We start from the raw sequence: 17230 nt of genomic DNA on the forward strand, positions 1-17230 counted from the left end.
TGCGCGATAAATCGCGCCGCTACGGTTACGTGCGGCTGCACGAATCATTATCAGGACATCAACATGCAACCCATTTTGCGCGTAGAAAATCTCAGCAAAACCTTTGTGCTGCACAACCAGAACAGCGCCGAGCTGCCGGTGCTGCAGCACGCCAGCCTTGAAGTGGCCGCTGGCGAATGCGTGGTGCTGCACGGGCGCTCCGGCAGCGGTAAATCCACGCTGCTGCGTGCGCTGTACGGTAACTATCAGGCCAACAGCGGCCACATCTGGCTGCAGCACCACGGCCAGTGGGTCGATCTGGCAGAGGCACCGGCGCGTCAGATGCTGGCGATCCGCCGTGACACCGTCGGCTGGGTCAGCCAGTTTCTGCGCGTGATTCCGCGCGTACCGACGCTGGAGATCGTCATGCAGCCGCTGCTGGAGCGCGGCGTCGAACGCGCCCGCTGTGAACAGCGCGCCCGCGAACTGCTGACGCGTCTTAACGTGCCGCAGCGCCTGTGGTCGCTGGCCCCCTCGACCTTCTCCGGCGGGGAACAGCAGCGCGTCAACATCGCACGCGGCTTTATCGCTGACTATCCGGTGCTGCTGCTGGATGAACCCACGGCGTCACTCGACAGCGCTAACAGCGCGGCGGTGGTGGAGCTGATTGAACAGGCGCGCGCCCGCGGCGCCGCTATCGTAGGTATTTTCCATGACGAAGCGGTGCGCGCCCGGGTGGCCGACCGCCTGCACGTCATGCAGCCGCTGCACACAGGAGAACAGGCATGATCGTGAATAATGTCCGGCTGGTGCTGGAAAATGAGGTCGTCAGCGGATCGCTGGAGATGCGCGGCGACCGGATCGCCAGCTTCAGCGACAGCGGCAGTCAGCAGCCAGGCGCGCTGGACGGCGGGAACGCGTTTTTGCTGCCGGGGCTGGTCGAGCTGCATACCGACAACCTCGATAAATTCTTTACGCCACGGCCCAAAGTCGACTGGCCAGCGCATTCGGCGATGAGTAGCCACGATGCACTGATGGTCGCCAGCGGCATCACCACGGTGCTGGACGCCATCGGCGTCGGTGACGTGCGCGACGGCGGTCATCGCCTCGAAAACCTGAGCAAAATGATTACGGCGATTCAGGACAGCAACCGCAAGGGCATTAACCGCGCCGACCACCAGCTGCACCTGCGCTGTGAGCTGCCGCACCACACCACGCTGCCGCTGTTTGAAGCGCTGATGAGCACTCCGGAGCTGTCATTGGTGTCGCTGATGGATCATTCACCCGGCCAGCGCCAGTATGCGTCGCTGGAGATGTACCGCACCTACTATCAGGGCAAATATCAGCTCAACGATGAGCAGATGGATCAGTTTGAGCGCGAACAGCTGGCGCTGGCTGCCGAATTCTCCACGCCGAACCGCAACGCCATCGCTGGCCTGTGCCAGGCGCGCGGTATTCCGGTTGCCAGTCACGATGATGCCACGGCGGCGCACGTCGCGGAGTCACACGCGGTGGGCAGCGCCATTGCCGAGTTTCCCACCACGCTGGAAGCGGCTCGCGCCTCGCGCGACTGCGGCATGCGGGTACTGATGGGCGCGCCCAACATTGTGCGCGGCGGATCGCACTCCGGCAATGTCGCGGCGTGGCAGCTGGCCAGCCACGGCCTGCTGGACATCCTCTCGTCGGATTACTATCCGGCCAGCCTGCTGGATGCGGTATTCCGCCTGGTGGCCGACGAGCGTAATGCGCTGACGCTACCGCAGGCGGCGGCGCTGGTCACGCGTAACCCGGCACAGGCGATTGGCCTGCACGATCGCGGCACGATTGCGGAAGGGCTGCGCGCCGATCTGGTGCTGGCACACACCGATCACGGTCATGTGCACATTCGCCACGTCTGGTCACAGGGCAGGCTGGTGTTCTGATGGCGCGCCTCATCTGGCTGACCGGGCCCTCGGGCTCGGGAAAAGACAGCCTGCTGAACGCGCTGCGCGAGGCGCCGCCGGACAAGCTGGTGATCGCCCATCGCTATATCACGCGGCCGGCCGATGCCGGCGGTGAAAACCACGTGGCGCTGAGCGAAGCCGAATTCCGCCGGCGTGAAGCGCTCGGCCTGTTCGCCATCAGCTGGCGCGCACACGGCCTGAGCTACGCGCTCGGCGAGGAGATTGACCACTGGCTGGCGCGCGGTCTTAACGTGCTGGTCAACGGTTCACGTCTGCATCTGCCAGTCGTGCGTCAGCACTACGGCGAGCAGCTGCTGCCGCTGGTACTGCAGGTCTCGCCGGCCGTGCTGGCGGCACGGCTGCGCCAGCGCGGGCGCGAAAGTGAAGCTGACATTCAGCGACGGCTGGCGCGCGCAGCAGAACCGCTGCCTGCCCACTGCCACGCGCTCAACAACGACGGCGCGCTGATCGACACGCTCCATCAGCTGCGCCAGTTACTGGAGCATCCGCCATGAATCTGACCTTTCTCGGTACGGGCGGCGTGCAGGCCGCGCCGCTGTTCGGCTGCGACTGTCGCGCCTGTGAACGCGCCCGGCAGCAACCGCGCTATGCGCGTCACGCCACCAGCGCGCTGATCGACACCGGCCGCGAGCGCATCCTGCTCGATGCCGGTCTGCCCGATCTGCATCAGCGCTTCCAGCCCGGTGAGCTGAGCCGCATTCTGCTGACGCATTTCCACATGGATCACGTGGCCGGCCTGTTCAGTCTGCGCTGGGGCCGGGGCGCGTCGATTCCGGTGTGGGCGCCACCGGATGAAAAGGGCTGCGACGATCTGTTTAAGCATCCCGGCCTGCTGGCGTTTCGCCCGGCGCTGACGCCTTTTGTCGCGCACAGCTTCGGCAGCCTGCAGGTGACGGCGCTGCCACTGCAGCATTCGCGGCTGACTTACGGCTACCTGTTCGACTGGCATGGCACGCGGCTGGCGTGGCTGTGCGACACCTGTGGTTTGCCGCCGGACACCGCCGATTTCCTGCAGGGCCAGCCGCTCGATCAGCTGGTGATCGACTGCAACGATGCGCCGCGCGCCGCGGTGGGTAATCACAACGACGTTACCCGCGCACTGGACATCGTGGCCCGGCTGGCTCCGCGCCAGGCATGGCTGGTGCACCTGTCACATGAGATGGATAACTGGTTGCTGGACAATGGGTTACCGGAAAACGTCAGCGTACCGTTCGATGGCCAGCAGATTGCTGTCGGTTTGCGCGACGCTGTCACCGTTTAATCATGGTTCTGTCATCAGACCTTCATCGCCAGTGTCCGTAATAACGGGCAATCAACACCTCAGAAGAGATGGAGCGCAACATGGCACAGGCACTACTCAAAACCGTCGTCGACAATGCACATCCTGCCCAGCGCCATGGCGACAAGGTGCTGTCGGTGCAGGGGCTGTGCAAAGCCTTCGGTGATAACCGCGTGCTGGATGATGTCAGTTTCGATCTGCATGCGGGCGAGCTGGTGGCGGTAATCGGCCGCTCGGGCGCAGGCAAATCGACCCTGCTGCATATGCTGAACGGCACCATTGCCAGCAGCGAAGGCGCGATTCTCAGCATGCGTCACGGCGAGGCGGACCGCGATGTGGTGACGCTCAACAGCCGGCAGATGCGCGAATGGCGCAGCGAGTGCGGCATGATCTTTCAGGACTTCTGCCTGGTGCCGCGCCTCGACGTGCTGACCAACGTGCTGCTGGGCCGGCTCAGCCAGACCTCAACGCTGAAATCCTTTTTCAAAATCTTCTCCGACACCGACCGTGCGCAGGCCATTGAACTGCTGCAGTGGATGAACATGCTGCCGCAGGCGCTGCAGCGGGCGGAGAATCTGTCCGGCGGCCAGATGCAGCGCGTCGCCATCTGCCGCGCGCTGATGCAGCGCCCGAAAATCCTGCTGGCCGACGAGCCGGTGGCCTCGCTCGATCCCAAAAATACCAAACGCATCATGGATGTGCTGCGCCAGGTGAGCGAGCAGGGCATCAGCGTGATGGTCAACCTGCACTCGATTGAACTGGTGCAGCAGTATTGCACCCGGGTGATCGGCATCCAGCGCGGCAAAGTGCTGTTTGACGGCCATCCCGCTCAGTTGACCGACAGCCTGCTGCATGCGCTGTACGGCGACGAAATTAACCAGCTCCACTAACTCCCACGGCAAGAGAAAATCTCACAATGAAACTGACTGCTTTAGCTTTACTGACAGGCGCTCTGATGGCTTTTGGCGTCAACGCAGCGGATGCACCGAAACAGCTGAACCTGGGAATTCTGGGCGGGCAGAACGCCACCCAGCAGATTGGCGATAACCAGTGTGTGAAAACCTTCTTCGATAAAGAGCTGGGCGTGGATACGCAGCTGCGCAACTCGTCTGACTATGCCGGCGTGATTCAGGGGCTGCTGGGCAATAAGATCGATATGGTGCTGAGCATGTCGCCGGCCTCTTATGCCTCGGTCTATCTGCAAAACCCGAAGGCCGTGGATATCGTCGGTATCGTGGTGGACGACAAAGATGGCTCGAAAGGCTACCACTCGGTGGTGATCGTCAAAGCCGACAGCCCGTATAAGAAGCTGGAAGATCTGAAAGGTAAATCGTTTGGCATGGCCGATCCGGATTCCACCTCCGGCTTCCTGATGCCCAATCAGGCCTTTAAGAAAGAGTTTGGCGGTACGGTGGATGATAAGTACAACAATACCTTCTCCAGCGTGACGTTTTCCGGTGGCCACGAGCAGGACATCCTCGGCGTGCTGAATGGCCAGTTCGACGGCGCGGTGACCTGGACGTCGCTGATTGGCGATTACAACAGTGGTTATACCTCGGGGGCCTTTGGTCGTCTGATTCGTATGGATCACCCGGATCTGATGAAGCAGATCCGCATCATCTGGCAGTCGCCGCTGATTCCTAACGGCCCGATTCTGGTGAGTAATAACCTGCCCGCTGACTTCAAAGCGAAAGTGGTGGCCGCGATCAAAAAGCTGGATAAAGAAGATCACAGCTGCTTTGTTAAAGCGGTGGGCGGTGCCCAGCACATCGGCGCCGCCAGCGTCGCGGATTACCAGAATATCATCGATATGAAGCGCGACCTGATGAAGGGTGCTCGCGGGTAACGAGCGGGTGGCTTCGTGCGGTATTTCCCTCACCCCAGCCCTCTCCCGGGGGGAGAGGGGGCCGCACGTGCTACCGGACAATTCCCTCGCCGCTGGCAGCAAAGGATAGGGTACGTGCCTGCATCAATCTGCCGGACAATTCCCTCTCCCGCTGGCGGGAGAGGGTTAGGGTGAGGGCAATCCCTCGCCATCAACAAAGGATCTCTCCCTTGACCGATTTCGAACACTACTACCAACGTATTCGCCGCCAGCAAAAGCGCGACACGCTGCTGTGGTCGCTGCTGCTGGTGGCGCTCTATCTCGCGGCCGGCAACGTGGCGGAATTCAACCTGGTCACGGTCTGGCAATCGCTGCCTCACTTCTTTGACTACATCGGCGCGACGCTGCCGGTGCTGCACCTGCCGCTGCTGTTCGCGGACGTCAAAACCGAAGGTTCGCTGGCTTACTGGGGCTATCGTCTGCACTTTCAGCTGCCGCTGATCTGGGAAACCCTGCAGCTGGCGCTGTCCTCCACCCTGATTGCGGTACTGATCGCCGCCGTGCTGGCGTTTTTCGCCGCTGATAACACCCAGACGCCGCGCAGCCTGCGCATGGCGATTCGCGCCTTTGTTGCCTTCCTGCGCACCATGCCGGAGCTGGCGTGGGCGGTCATGTTCGTGATGGCGTTCGGCATCGGTGCCATCCCCGGCTTTCTGGCGCTGGCGCTGCACACCATCGGCAGTCTGACCAAACTGTTCTACGAATCAATTGAGAGCGCCTCCGATAAACCGGTGCGCGGTCTCGCCGCCTGTGGTGCCAGCAAGCTGCAGCGTATGCGCTTCGCCTTCTGGCCGCAGGTGAAACCGACCTTTCTCTCCTACAGCTTTATGCGGCTGGAAATTAACTTCCGCTCCTCCACCATCCTCGGGCTGGTGGGCGCGGGTGGCATCGGTCAGGAGCTGATGACCAACATCAAACTGGATCGCTACGATCAGGTCAGCATGACGCTGCTGCTGATCATCGTGGTGGTGTCGCTGCTGGATACGCTATCCGGCTGGCTGCGCCGCCGTGTGGTAGAAGGAGACGTAAAATGATCGCCTTAGCGCCCGACGTGGCGAAACTGAAACAGCAGCACGCTGCACTGTTTGCCGCGCAGAACCGTTATCTGCGGCGCATCGCGCTGATTGCGCTGGCGCTGGTGCTCTACTATCTGTTCTTCTTCAGCGTGTTCGGCATCGACTGGCAGCGCTTTGTCATCGGCTGCCAGCAGCTCGGACGCTATTTCCTGCGCATGTTCGTCTGGCAGGATTTCGTCAACTGGCCGTTTGGCTACTATTTCTCGCAGGTCGGCATCACGCTGGCTATCGTGTTTGCCGGCACGCTCACCGCCACCGTCATCGCGCTGCCGGTCTCCTTTCTGGCGGCGCGCAATGTGATGCACGATCCGCTGACGCGGCCGATATCGCTGCTGGTGCGCCGGCTGCTGGATGTGCTGCGCGGCATCGACATGGCCATCTGGGGATTGATCTTCGTGCGGGCGGTAGGCATGGGGCCGCTGGCCGGGGTGCTGGCGATTGTGATGCAGGACATCGGCCTGCTGGGCAAGCTGTATGCCGAAGGGCATGAAGCGGTTGAACGCTCACCCAGTCGCGGCCTGAGCGCAGTGGGGGCCAACAGCCTGCAAAAACACCGTTACGGCATTTTTACCCAATCGTTTCCCACCTTTCTCGCGCTGAGTCTGTATCAGATTGAGTCCAACACCCGCTCGGCGGCGGTGCTGGGCTTTGTCGGCGCCGGTGGCGTCGGGCTGGTTTACGCCGAAAACATGCGCCTGTGGAACTGGGATGTGGTGATGTTCCTGACCGTGATTCTGGTGGTAGTCGTGATGGTGATGGACGCCATCTCCAGCCGGCTGCGTAAACGCTACATCACCGGGAAAGGGGTGCCGCTGTGGCAGCCTGCCGTGCGCGACTGAGCCGTTCGCTGCGCTGCCAGGCGCGCTCCAGCGTTTGCACCAGCTGCGCCTGCTGCCAGGGTTTCGCCAGCCGTTCACACAGCGGTAGCGTCACCGGCGTCTGGCGCAGATCCTGACCGCTGATCAGCAGGGTGGCCAGCTGTGGCCACTGCTGCTGCGCCTGACGAATCACATCCGCACCGTTCAGGGCGCCCGGCAGCATCAGGTCACTGATCAGCAGATCGATATCCGGCGTCTGGCGCAGCAGCGTCAGCGCGCTCTCGCCGTCAGCACACTCCAGCGTCAGATAACCCAGCTGATGCAGATGTTCGCACAGCGTCTGGCGCACCGCCGGCTCGTCATCCAGCACCAGTATTAGGCGATCGCGGCTGGCACGCGGCGTCAGCACCGGCGCGCTCACCAGCGGCTGCGCGGCTTCCGGCGCGCGCGGCAGCAGCAGACGCACCGTGGTGCCCTGGCCCGGCGCGGTCTCCAGTTCGATCTGTCCGCCGGACTGGCGCACAAATCCGTACACCATCGACAGCCCCAGCCCGCTGCCGCTGCCGGTGGCTTTGGTGGTAAAGAAGGGTTCAAACACCTGTTCCCGCACCTCGGCGGACATGCCGCAGCCGTGGTCAATCACTTCAATGGTGACGCGGTCGCGCTTGCCATCGGCCTCCTGAATTCGCTGATTCCAGATGCGCAGGCGGATCTCGCCGCTCTGGCGCTCCATGGCATCGCGCGCGTTCACCACCAGATTCATCAGGGCGTTCTCCAGCTGGCCGGCATCAATCCACGCCGGCCAGCCGGGGCGCTGCGCATCCACCACCAGATGCTGGCCGGGCAGCAGGGAGTGCTGCAGCAGCGACTGCAGATTTTCCACCAGTTCCACCACCGCAACGGCACGCGGATAAAGCGCCTGTTTGCGTGAGAAGGCCAGCAGGCGCTGCGTCAGCTGAGCGGCGCGATCGGCGGCCAGCCGCGCGCGCTCAATGCGGCTGGCCAGCGTGCCGGGCGGCAGCTGATCGACGGTCAGCGCCAGGCTGCCGATGATCACCGCCAGCAAATTATTGAAATCGTGCGCCAGGCCGCCGGTCAGCTGACCGACCGCTTTCATCTTCTGGCTGTGCAGCAGTGCCGCTTCCAGCGCCTTACGTGAGGTGCGCTCCAGCACCGTGTTGACCATGCCGCGCCGCGGCACCGGGCTGAAGCGCAGTTCCAGCGTGCGGCCATCCGGCAACCTGACTTCCTGCGCGTCGTGCAGGCTGCTGAGCTGCACATCGACGCGATCGAGCAAACGCTGATAGTGCATGCCGCGATGCAGCTCGCGCGGCGCGAAGCCCAGCAGTTCGGCGTACTGCGCATTCCACACCACCAGTTGACCGCTGTTATCAAACAGCGCGAAGCCGTCGCGCATGGCGAGGAAGGTCGATTCCAGCTGGTTACTTTTCTCTTTCAGTAGCTGCGAAGTGTGCGCCAGCGAAGCGGTGTTGCGGGCGAACACGTTAAAGGCGCGCGCCAGATCGCCCAGCTCATCGCGCCGTGCCAGGCCGGGCACGCTGACGCTTTTCTCCCCCTGCGCCAGCCGCGTCATGGCGTGCGCGATGGCGGTAAGGCTGGAGCCGAGATTGCGGTAGATGTAGTAACCGGCGTAACCGGTAATCAGCAGCGCCAGTAGCATAAACAGACCGATGAAACCGATGATTGAATCCAGTTCCTGATGGGCGGTGGCGCTGCGCGCATCGCTCTGCTGCGCTACCAGCTGAACGTAGTGGGTGATGTCTTCGTTGAGCATCGCCACCAGCGCCTTGATGCGATACGTGGCGTAGGCGATGGCGATGTCACTCTGCTCCAGCTGACCGGCCACCGGCAGCAGCTGCTGGCTGGTGCTGACCAGCCGCGCGCGCTGCATCGCCAGCACGCCCTGCAGCGGCAGCGCAGACCAGATCGGCAGCACGCTGTTCAGCTGTTGCACTGCGGCCTGCGGCGTGGCGGACTGAATTGCCACGGTTAACAGCGCGGCCGTCTGCTGGCGCAGCGGCAGAAACGCGCCGTCGCTGGCCAGCAGGTCGATACGGTTGAGCAGCAACTGCGCCTGCCACAGGCCGCTGAGCATCACGTTACGCTGTAAATGGCGCTGATGCCCCTCCAGCAGCAGCTGGCTGATGCTTTGCTCCAGCATCTGGCTGCGCTCGCGGATGCGTGCCAGCAGCGCCGGCTGCTGTGCGGCCAGCGGTGCGCTGGCCAGCTGACTCAGCGACTGCTGCAGCGCCTGCTGGGTCTGCTGCAGGCGCGCCGATTCGCTCTGGTATTCGAGCGCGCCCACCACCTGCGCCAGCCGCACCGCGGCGATAGCGACATTGGCCGTATCACGCGCCAGCGCCAGGCTGCCGTTCATATCGGCCAGCGTTTGTGCCTGCGCCTGCTCCTGAATGTGACCGGCGTGGCGAAAACCAAAAATAGCCACCAGGCTCACCGCCAGCGTAACGCTCACCACCAACAGGTTAAACATCAGCAGGCGCCCGCGCGCGCCGGCGTGCCAGTGCAGACTGTGACTCATTGCTGCAGCTCCTTACCGCTCAACTCCGGCGAGTATAGAAGCGCGGCCGGAGCGCAATATGACAAATATGAACGGCGTCTGACATTTTCCATTTATCTGGCGTTGCTTAACTCGCGGCTATCCACTGGCAGCAGGAGCCTGAAGATGGCGGCGACACCGATATTAGAAATGCGGGCAATTACCCGGCGCTTCGGCAGCTTCTATGCGCTGAAAGGCGTCGACCTGACCGTCTGGCCGGGTGAAGTGCACGCGCTGATGGGCGAAAACGGTGCCGGTAAAAGTACCTTAATGAAGATTCTGGCCGGCGCGTATACCGCCAGCAGCGGGGAAATTCTTATCGATGGTCAACCCTACGCGATCAGGGGCCCGAAAGAGGCGCTGGCGGCAGGGATCACCCTGATTTATCAGGAAATCAACCTGGCGCCGAATCTGACGGTGGCAGAGAACATCTTTCTCGGCAGTGAAATTTCCCGCGGCGGGCTGGTGAAGCGTCGCCAGATGGCGGAAGAAGCGCAGCAGGTGATTAACCGCCTTGGCGCGCAGTTCAGCGCCACCGATCTGGTGAGCCGCCTGAGCATCGCCGAACAGCAGCAGGTGGAAATTGCCCGCGCGCTGCATCGTAACAGCCGCATTCTGGTGATGGACGAACCCACCGCTGCGCTCTCAAACCGCGAAACCGAACAGCTGTTTGCGCTGATCAAACGCCTGCGCAGCGAAGGCATGGCGATCATCTACATCAGCCACCGCATGGCGGAAGTGTATGAACTCTCCGATCGCGTCAGCGTGCTGCGCGACGGTCAGTACGTCGGCAGCCTGACGCGCGAACAGCTAAACGCCAGCGAACTGGTGCGCATGATGGTCGGCCGTCCGCTCAGCGATCTGTTCAACAAAGATCGCGCCATTAGCTTCGGCGAAATTCGTCTGGCGGTAAATCATCTGACCGACAACCGGAAGGTGCATCCCAGCAGCCTCGCGGTGCGCGCCGGGGAGATTGTCGGGCTGGCCGGACTGGTCGGTGCCGGCCGCAGCGAGCTGGCGCAGCTGATTTTTGGTGTGCATCAGCCAGCCGGCGGTGAAATCTGGATCGACGGGGAAAAAGTGCAGATTCACTCGCCGCGAGACGCCATTGCGCGCGGCATCGGTTTCCTGACCGAAAACCGCAAAGAGCAGGGGCTGTTTCTGGAACTGGCAGCGCAGGAAAACATCGTGATGGCCACGCTTGAGCGTGATGCCAGCTACGGCCTGCTTAACCGGCGCAAAGGGCAGAAGATCGCCAGCGAGGCGATTCAATCGCTGAATATCCGCGTGCCGCACGCCCAGGTGCGCGCTGGCGGCTTATCCGGCGGCAACCAGCAGAAGCTGCTGATTTCGCGCTGGGTATCGATAGCGCCGCGCATCCTGATTCTGGATGAGCCGACGCGCGGCGTGGATGTCGGCGCCAAGAGTGAAATCTACCGCATGATGAACCAGATGGCGCAGCAGGGCGTGGCAATTTTGATGATCTCCAGCGAGCTGCCGGAAGTGGTAGGCATGAGCGACCGCGTATACGTGATGCGCGAAGGCACCATCGCCGGCGAGCTGAGCGGCGAGCAGATTAGCCAGGAAAACATAATGACACTGGCCACCGGCGCGCAGCCGGTCCAGGCCTGAGGAGACGGGAATGACCAGTGAAACCGCACGCGTAAAAAGTCCAACGCTAAAACGTGCGTTGATGAGTGACCTGCTGCAAACCGTGGGTATCTTGCCGATTCTGATCCTGATCGTGGCGGTATTTGGCTTTGTCGCCCCGAACTTTTTTACCGAAGCTAACCTGCTGAATATCACGCGTCAGGCCTCCATCAACATTGTGCTGGCGGCGGGCATGACGTTTGTCATTCTCACCGGCGGCATTGACCTGTCGGTTGGCTCAATGCTGGGTACCACGGCGGTGGTGGCGATGGTGGTGTCGCTCGATCCGGCGTTTGCCGGGCTGACCATCCCCGCCGCGCTCGGAGCCGGGCTGATCATGGGGCTGTTCAACGGCATTCTGGTCGCCTGGGCGGGCCTGCCGCCGTTTATCGTCACGCTGGGCACCTATACCGCGCTGCGCGGGGCGGCCTATCTGCTGGCTAACGGCACCACGGTGATCAACTCGGATATCAACTTTGAGTGGATAGGCAACGGTTATCTCGGCCCGATCCCGTGGCTGATTATCATTGCCTTTGCGGTGATTGCGCTGTGCTGGTTTATTTTGCGTCGCACCACGCTTGGCGTGCACATCTATGCGGTGGGCGGCAACATGCAGGCAGCGCGCCTGACCGGTATTAAAGTGGGTGCGGTACTGGTGTTCGTCTACGCCATGAGCGGCCTGTTGTCCGGGCTGGGTGGCCTGATGAGCGCATCGCGCTTGTACAGCGCTAACGGCAACCTCGGCGTGGGCTATGAGCTGGACGCGATCGCCGCGGTGATTCTGGGCGGGACCAGCTTTGTCGGCGGCATTGGCACGATTACCGGCACGCTGATTGGCGCGCTGATTATCGCCACGCTGAACAACGGCATGACGCTGATGGGCGTGTCGTACTTCTGGCAACTGGTGATTAAGGGCGGGGTGATCATCATTGCGGTGCTGATCGATAAGTACCGTACGCGGCATCACGTGGGGTGAGGGGCGGCCGCTGGCCCTGGCCCTCACCCCAACCCTCTCCCGCTTGCGGGAGAGGGGGCTGTCCGGAGAGAAGATTTAGAAAACAAGTGCTTCACCTGAACACCACGCAGAACGGTTCCCTCTCCCGCGCGCGGGAGAGGGGGCAGCCCGGAGCGAAGATCTGGAAAACGAGAGCTTCACCTGAAAACTATGCAGAACGGTTCCCTCTCCCGCACGCGGGAGAGGGTTAGGGTGAGGGCAAAGGCAAAGGCAATCAGGGCATAAAACCAAAAAAGCAGGAGAACATCGACTATGCGTTTTAATCCGATTATCACCGGACTGCTGGCCGCGACGCTGTTCAGTGCGCCATTTGTGCAGGCCAAAGAACTGAAATCCATCGGCGTGACGGTGGGCGATCTGGCTAACCCGTTCTTCGTCCAGATCACCAAAGGGGCGGAACTCAAGGCGCGTCAGCTGGCGGGCGATAAGGTCAACGTGACGCTGGTCTCCAGCGGCTACGATCTTGGCCAGCAGGTGGCGCAGATTGACAACTTCATTGCCGCTAAAGTGGACATGATCATCCTCAACGCCGCCGACTCCAAAGGCATCGCGCCGGCGGTGAAGCGGGCGCGTGATGCCGGCATCGTGGTAGTAGCGGTGGACGTGGCCGCGGACGGTGCCAATGCCACCATCACCTCTGACAACACCCAGGCCGGGGCTATGGCCTGTAAATACATCTCCGACCGCCTGAAAGCCAAAGGCAACGTGGTCATCATCAACGGACCACCGGTGTCAGCGGTGCAGAACCGCGTGGAAGGCTGCATGAATGAGCTGAAAACCCACCCGGATATCAAATTGCTCTCTTACAACCAGAACGCCAAAGGCAGTCGCGAAGGCGGACTGGAAGTGATGACCGGCCTGCTGTCGGCCAATCCGAAGATTGATGCCGTATTCGCTATCAACGATCCTACCGCTATCGGTGCCGATCTGGCGGCGAAACAGGCGCAGCGTAACGAGTTCTTTATCGTCGGCGTCGATGGATCGCCAGACGGTGAAGAGGCGCTGAAGCGCAAAGGCTCGCTGTTTGTCGCAACGCCTGCCCAGGATCCGCAGGTGATGGCGGCCAAAGCAGTTGAGATTGGCTATGACATCCTGCAGGGCAAGCCAGCGCCGGACAAGCCGGTGCTGATTCCGGTAACGCTGATCGATCGTAACAATGTCAGCAGCTACAAAGGCTGGACGGTGAAATAAGCCACACGGGCGTCGCGGTGCACACTGCGCGCCGCGACGCCCGCCGGAGACGCAGCTATGCAACGTTCCGAAGTTAACGCGATTTTACAACTGACCCGTGAATTCTTTCTGCGGCAGGATGTGCATCTGCCGCCGTGGGCCGATTACGGTCTCAGCCAGTGGCGCGCGCTGGACACCTCAGCCGCCGCCGAACTGCTGGCGCTGCACCTCGGCTGGGATGTCACCAGTTTTGGTGCCGATGATTTCAGCCAGACCGGCCTGACGCTGTTTACCCTGCGCAACGGTTCACGCGGCGGACAGCCGTGGGGCAAACCGTATGCAGAGAAGATCATGCACGTGCGCGAAGGGCAGGTGACGCCGATGCATTATCATCCGCAAAAAATGGAAGACATTATCAACCGCGGCGGTGGCAACCTGATTGTCACGCTACACAATCGCGACGGCGATCGGCTGGCGGATACGCCGGTACAGGTCACGCTGGATGGCATCTGCCAGACTCATGCCGCCGGTTCCCAGCTGCGGCTGTCACCCGGCGAAAGCGTCACGTTACTGCCCGGTGTCTGGCACAGCTTCTGGGGCGAAACCGGCTACGGCGATGTGCTGGTGGGCGAAGTCTCCATGCCCAATGACGATGAGCACGACAACGTCTTTCTTACCCCGCTGGCGCGCTTTAATCCGATTGATGAGGATGAAGCGCCGCGCTGGCTGCTGTGTAACGAATATCACCGCTGGCTGGCATAACAGGAGTGTTCCATGGCACTGATCTCTCTGGCGCAGGGCCTCGCCCATGCGCAGCAGCACGGTTACGCGCTCGGCGCGTTCAACGTTCTCGATACCCACTTTCTGCGCGCGCTGTTCCATGCGGCGGAGCAGCAGCGTTCGCCGTTTATCATCAACATTGCCGAGGTGCATTTTAAATACGTCAGCCTGGAACCGTTGATCGCCGCTATCCGTGCCGAAGCGGCGCTGCACGCCATCCCGGTGGTGCTCAACCTCGATCATGGCCTGCATTTTGATGCGGTGATGCAGGCGATTCGCCTCGGCTTCACCTCGGTAATGTTCGATGGTTCAACCCTGAGCTATGACGAGAACATTCGCCAGACGCGGGAAGTGGTGAAGATGTGCCACGCGCTGGGTATTTCGGTTGAGGCCGAGCTGGGCGCCGTGGGCGGCGATGAGGGGGGCGCGCTGTTTGGCGAAGCGGACAGCAATAAATTCACCGACCCGGCGCTGGCGGCGGAATTTGTCCAGGCAACCGGCATCGACTGCCTCGCAGTGGCCATCGGCAACGCGCACGGCAAATACAAAGGCGAGCCAAAGCTTGATTTTGACCGTCTGGCGGCGATTCGCGCAGCGGCCGGCATTCCGCTGGTGCTGCACGGTGGTTCCGGCATCAGCGACGCCGATTTCCGTCGCGCCATCAGCCTCGGCATCCACAAAATCAACTTCTACACCGGTATGTCGCAGGCGGCGCTCGGGGCGATTGAAACGCAAATCACCCAGCGCGACGCGCGCTACGACTCGTTCGCCGAACTGTTAATGGCGGTCGAACGCGACATCGCCAGCGTTGTGGCCCAGCAGATGCAGGTGTTTGGCAGCGCCGGGAGGGCCTGACATGGCAGCACGCAACGGCATTCTGGCGGCGGGTAACATGCTGGTGGATCACGTGCAGCGCATCAGCCACTGGCCAGAACAGGGCTGGCTGGCCGAGATTAGCCACAGCGAGAAATGCAGCGGCGGTGCGGCGCTGAATGTGCTGTTTACCCTGGCGCGCATGCAGGTCGATCTGCCGCTGGCCGTTGTGGGGATGCTGGGCGAGGACAGCGACGGCGATTACCTGCTGCAGCTGCTGGATGAACATCATGTGGACCGTCAGCACGTACAGCGCACCGGTGCGGCAGCCACGGCGATGACGCAGGTAATGACCGCGCCGGACGGTCAGCGCACCTTTTTTCACGCGCGCGGGGCCAATGCGCAGCTCGATGTGGCGCACTTCGCTCACCTCGCCACCGCGCACCGCATCTTCCACCTCGGCTATCTGCTGTTACTGGATAAGCTCGACCAGCCTGATGCGCAGTACGGTACCCGCAGCGCGCGGCTGCTGGCGGAGATGCAGCAGCGCGGTTATCTCACCTCGCTCGATCTGGTTTCGCGCGCCGGCGAGTATCAGGCGCTGGTGAAGCCGGCGCTACGCTGGCTCGATTATCTGGTGATTAACGAACTGGAAGCGCAGGCGCTCACCGGCATCGAGCTGCGCAGCAGTGGCACGCTGGCGTCACCGGCGGCTTTTGCTGCGGCGGCACGCTGGCTGCTGGCGCAGGGTGTGCGCCAGCGCGTGGTAATTCATGCACCGGAAGGCGCCTGGGGCCAGCAGCCAGTGGGCGACGGCCTTTGGCAGCCCGCCTGGTGCTTAGCGGCAGAGGAGATTGTCGGCAGCGTCGGGGCGGGCGATGCCTTCTGCGCCGGCGTGCTGTACGCCAGCCATCAGGACTACAGCCTGCAGCAGACGTTAAAGCTGGCCCATACCTGCGCCAGCTTTAATCTGCATGCGGCCAACGCGCTGGACGGCATCCGGCCACTGAGCGAGATGCAGCGCTGGATGGATCAGGCGATTTGCGTTTCGCGCGCCGCGGCGGACGGGCGCATTACATCGGCGGAAAAAACATAGCCCAGTCCGCGAATGGTGCGGATCAGGATCGGCTGATGCGGATTAGCCTCGATTTTGCGTCTGAGGCGCATGATCAGCACATCAATGGTGCGATCGAACACGTCGAGGCTCTCGCTGTGGGTCAGCTCCAGCAGCTGGTCGCGCGTCAGGACCTTACGCGCGTGGCCGACCAGCGCGCGCAGCAGGCTGTATTCGCCCTGGGTGAGCGGTACGCTTTCACGCTGCGGATTGAACAGCTGACAACGCACATCATCCAGCCGCCAGCCATTGAACTGCCAGCCGTCATCAATCACCGTTTCCGGCTGCGCCAGTCGCCCGCAGCGGCGCAGCGCCGCACGGGCCCGCGCCACCACCACGCGGGGATTAAAGGGTTTGGCGATATAGTCGTCGGCGCCCATCTCCAGCCCAACCACCATATCGGCTTCCGATCCCATGCCGGTCAGCATGATCACCAGCAGCTCAGGGCGCTGACGCTGCATCTGCTGTAATACCAGCAGGCCGTTGGTATCGGGCAGCATCATATCCAGCATCACCAGGGAGATTTCCGGATGCTGCGCCAGCAGCGCCAGGGCGTCGCGCCCCTGATGACAGCTATAAACGGTAAACACATGTTCGCTCAGCACATCGTGCAGCAATTCGCAGATGGCACGATCATCATCAACGACCAGAATCGCGGGCTTCATTGCACTGCCTCTTTTGTTGCGAAAGGGTTAAACGCAGTGTAACCCGGCGTTTTTAAGCTGCTGAAACGCGCAGCAGAAACGTGAGCGCCATCGCCTGGCAGAGTGTGAAAGCGTGCGTTACCGCAATATTTCACCCCCGGCTGCGCACGGCGGGAAAACGTTTGCGCGCAGGTGGTGCAATGCACCATAATCGCGCCTCGTTCTGGTTCAGAATTTTCTTAGCCGCAACGGCATGCTGAAACGGAAACGATTGCGTCAGGGAGTGGCATAGCAATTGCTATGTGGACAGGGGATAGCACACGACGTTCTGCTGCCAGCGGTGGCAAAACGTCGGCATAAAAAAATAATTTTCCTCACTTTTTCCGCGTCAGCTTAGCCACCACGCGCGGAATAGCGGGAAAACGCCTTGGCAAGAGAGAGCAGGCCTGCGGGCCGTCTCCGCTG

Annotated in this window: 16 protein-coding genes; 14 read left to right on the forward strand and 2 right to left on the reverse strand. The window is 61.9% G+C overall.

The genetic code is table 11. The features are described 5' to 3' along the window. Positions 1–63: 63 nt before the first annotated feature. From phnL to phnE (E7738_RS02885), 8 genes are all read left to right on the forward strand, one after another. A complete protein-coding gene (gene phnL / locus E7738_RS02850) occupies positions 64–768 on the forward strand; it encodes a phosphonate C-P lyase system protein PhnL (RefSeq protein WP_394516081.1) in 705 nt (234 codons plus the stop codon). Continuing rightward, the gene (phnM, locus tag E7738_RS02855; protein WP_058774782.1) at positions 765–1901 is read left to right on the forward strand and encodes an alpha-D-ribose 1-methylphosphonate 5-triphosphate diphosphatase; all 1137 of its coding nucleotides are present in this window, start codon (positions 765–767) and stop codon (positions 1899–1901) included. Before phnL ends, phnM begins: the two co-directional genes overlap by 4 nt. Next, on the forward strand, positions 1901–2437 hold the full coding sequence (gene phnN, locus E7738_RS02860; protein WP_104188816.1) for a ribose 1,5-bisphosphokinase: 537 nt from the start codon (positions 1901–1903) through the stop codon (positions 2435–2437). Before phnM ends, phnN begins: the two co-directional genes overlap by 1 nt. Then, on the forward strand, positions 2434–3204 hold the full coding sequence (gene phnP, locus E7738_RS02865) for a phosphonate metabolism protein PhnP (RefSeq protein WP_215480473.1): 771 nt from the start codon (positions 2434–2436) through the stop codon (positions 3202–3204). The genes phnN and phnP overlap by 4 nt, the downstream gene beginning before the upstream one ends. Before the next feature lie 80 nt (positions 3205–3284). After that, positions 3285–4112: a phosphonate ABC transporter ATP-binding protein gene (gene phnC, locus E7738_RS02870; RefSeq protein WP_021509805.1), complete on the forward strand. Its 828-nt coding sequence runs from the start codon at positions 3285–3287 to the stop codon at positions 4110–4112. 26 nt (positions 4113–4138) lie between these two features. Beyond that, entirely contained in the window at positions 4139–5068 is a 930-nt protein-coding gene (phnD, locus tag E7738_RS02875; RefSeq protein ID WP_031280167.1) for a phosphonate ABC transporter substrate-binding protein, read from the forward strand. 209 nt (positions 5069–5277) lie between these two features. Next, positions 5278–6141, forward strand: a complete 864-nt coding sequence (gene phnE, locus E7738_RS02880) for a phosphonate ABC transporter, permease protein PhnE (protein ID WP_058757354.1) — start codon at positions 5278–5280, stop codon at positions 6139–6141. Next, a complete protein-coding gene (phnE, locus tag E7738_RS02885; RefSeq protein ID WP_136548083.1) occupies positions 6138–7022 on the forward strand; it encodes a phosphonate ABC transporter, permease protein PhnE in 885 nt (294 codons plus the stop codon). Before phnE (E7738_RS02880) ends, phnE (E7738_RS02885) begins: the two co-directional genes overlap by 4 nt. On the opposite strand, the gene E7738_RS02890 is transcribed toward phnE (E7738_RS02885), so the two are convergent. After that, entirely contained in the window at positions 6976–9561 is a 2586-nt protein-coding gene (locus E7738_RS02890; RefSeq protein ID WP_394516082.1) for an ATP-binding protein, read from the reverse strand. The genes phnE (E7738_RS02885) and E7738_RS02890 overlap by 47 nt on opposite strands. 144 nt (positions 9562–9705) lie before the next feature. Here E7738_RS02890 and E7738_RS02895 point away from each other — a divergent pair, with 144 nt between their 5' ends. The 6 genes from E7738_RS02895 to E7738_RS02920 all read left to right on the forward strand — a co-directional run bounded on the left by E7738_RS02895 (position 9706) and on the right by E7738_RS02920 (position 16103). Beyond that, positions 9706–11211, forward strand: coding sequence for a sugar ABC transporter ATP-binding protein (locus tag E7738_RS02895; protein WP_104093163.1), 1506 nt, complete (start codon positions 9706–9708; stop codon positions 11209–11211). A gap of 10 nt (positions 11212–11221) precedes the next feature. Continuing rightward, entirely contained in the window at positions 11222–12205 is a 984-nt protein-coding gene (locus tag E7738_RS02900; RefSeq protein ID WP_021509811.1) for an ABC transporter permease subunit, read from the forward strand. A gap of 291 nt (positions 12206–12496) precedes the next feature. Beyond that, complete coding sequence (locus E7738_RS02905; protein WP_021509812.1) at positions 12497–13435, forward strand: ABC transporter substrate-binding protein; 939 nt, start codon at positions 12497–12499, stop codon at positions 13433–13435. A 57-nt stretch (positions 13436–13492) separates the two neighbouring features. Further along, positions 13493–14176 carry a D-lyxose/D-mannose isomerase gene (locus E7738_RS02910; RefSeq protein ID WP_104093164.1) on the forward strand — a complete coding sequence of 228 codons (684 nt, stop codon included), beginning with the start codon at positions 13493–13495 and terminating at the stop codon, positions 14174–14176. A gap of 12 nt (positions 14177–14188) precedes the next feature. Then, positions 14189–15049: a ketose 1,6-bisphosphate aldolase gene (locus E7738_RS02915; protein ID WP_058757359.1), complete on the forward strand. Its 861-nt coding sequence runs from the start codon at positions 14189–14191 to the stop codon at positions 15047–15049. A 1-nt stretch (position 15050) separates the two neighbouring features. Continuing rightward, complete coding sequence (locus E7738_RS02920; protein WP_159377239.1) at positions 15051–16103, forward strand: carbohydrate kinase family protein; 1053 nt, start codon at positions 15051–15053, stop codon at positions 16101–16103. On the opposite strand, the gene E7738_RS02925 is transcribed toward E7738_RS02920, so the two are convergent. Next, positions 16040–16786 (reverse strand): response regulator, encoded by a 747-nt coding sequence (locus tag E7738_RS02925; protein ID WP_104188831.1) that lies wholly within the window; start codon positions 16784–16786, stop codon positions 16040–16042. The genes E7738_RS02920 and E7738_RS02925 overlap by 64 nt on opposite strands. Positions 16787–17230: the final 444 nt, after the last annotated feature.

It is taken from the genome of Pantoea sp. SGAir0430 (genome assembly GCF_043549295.1).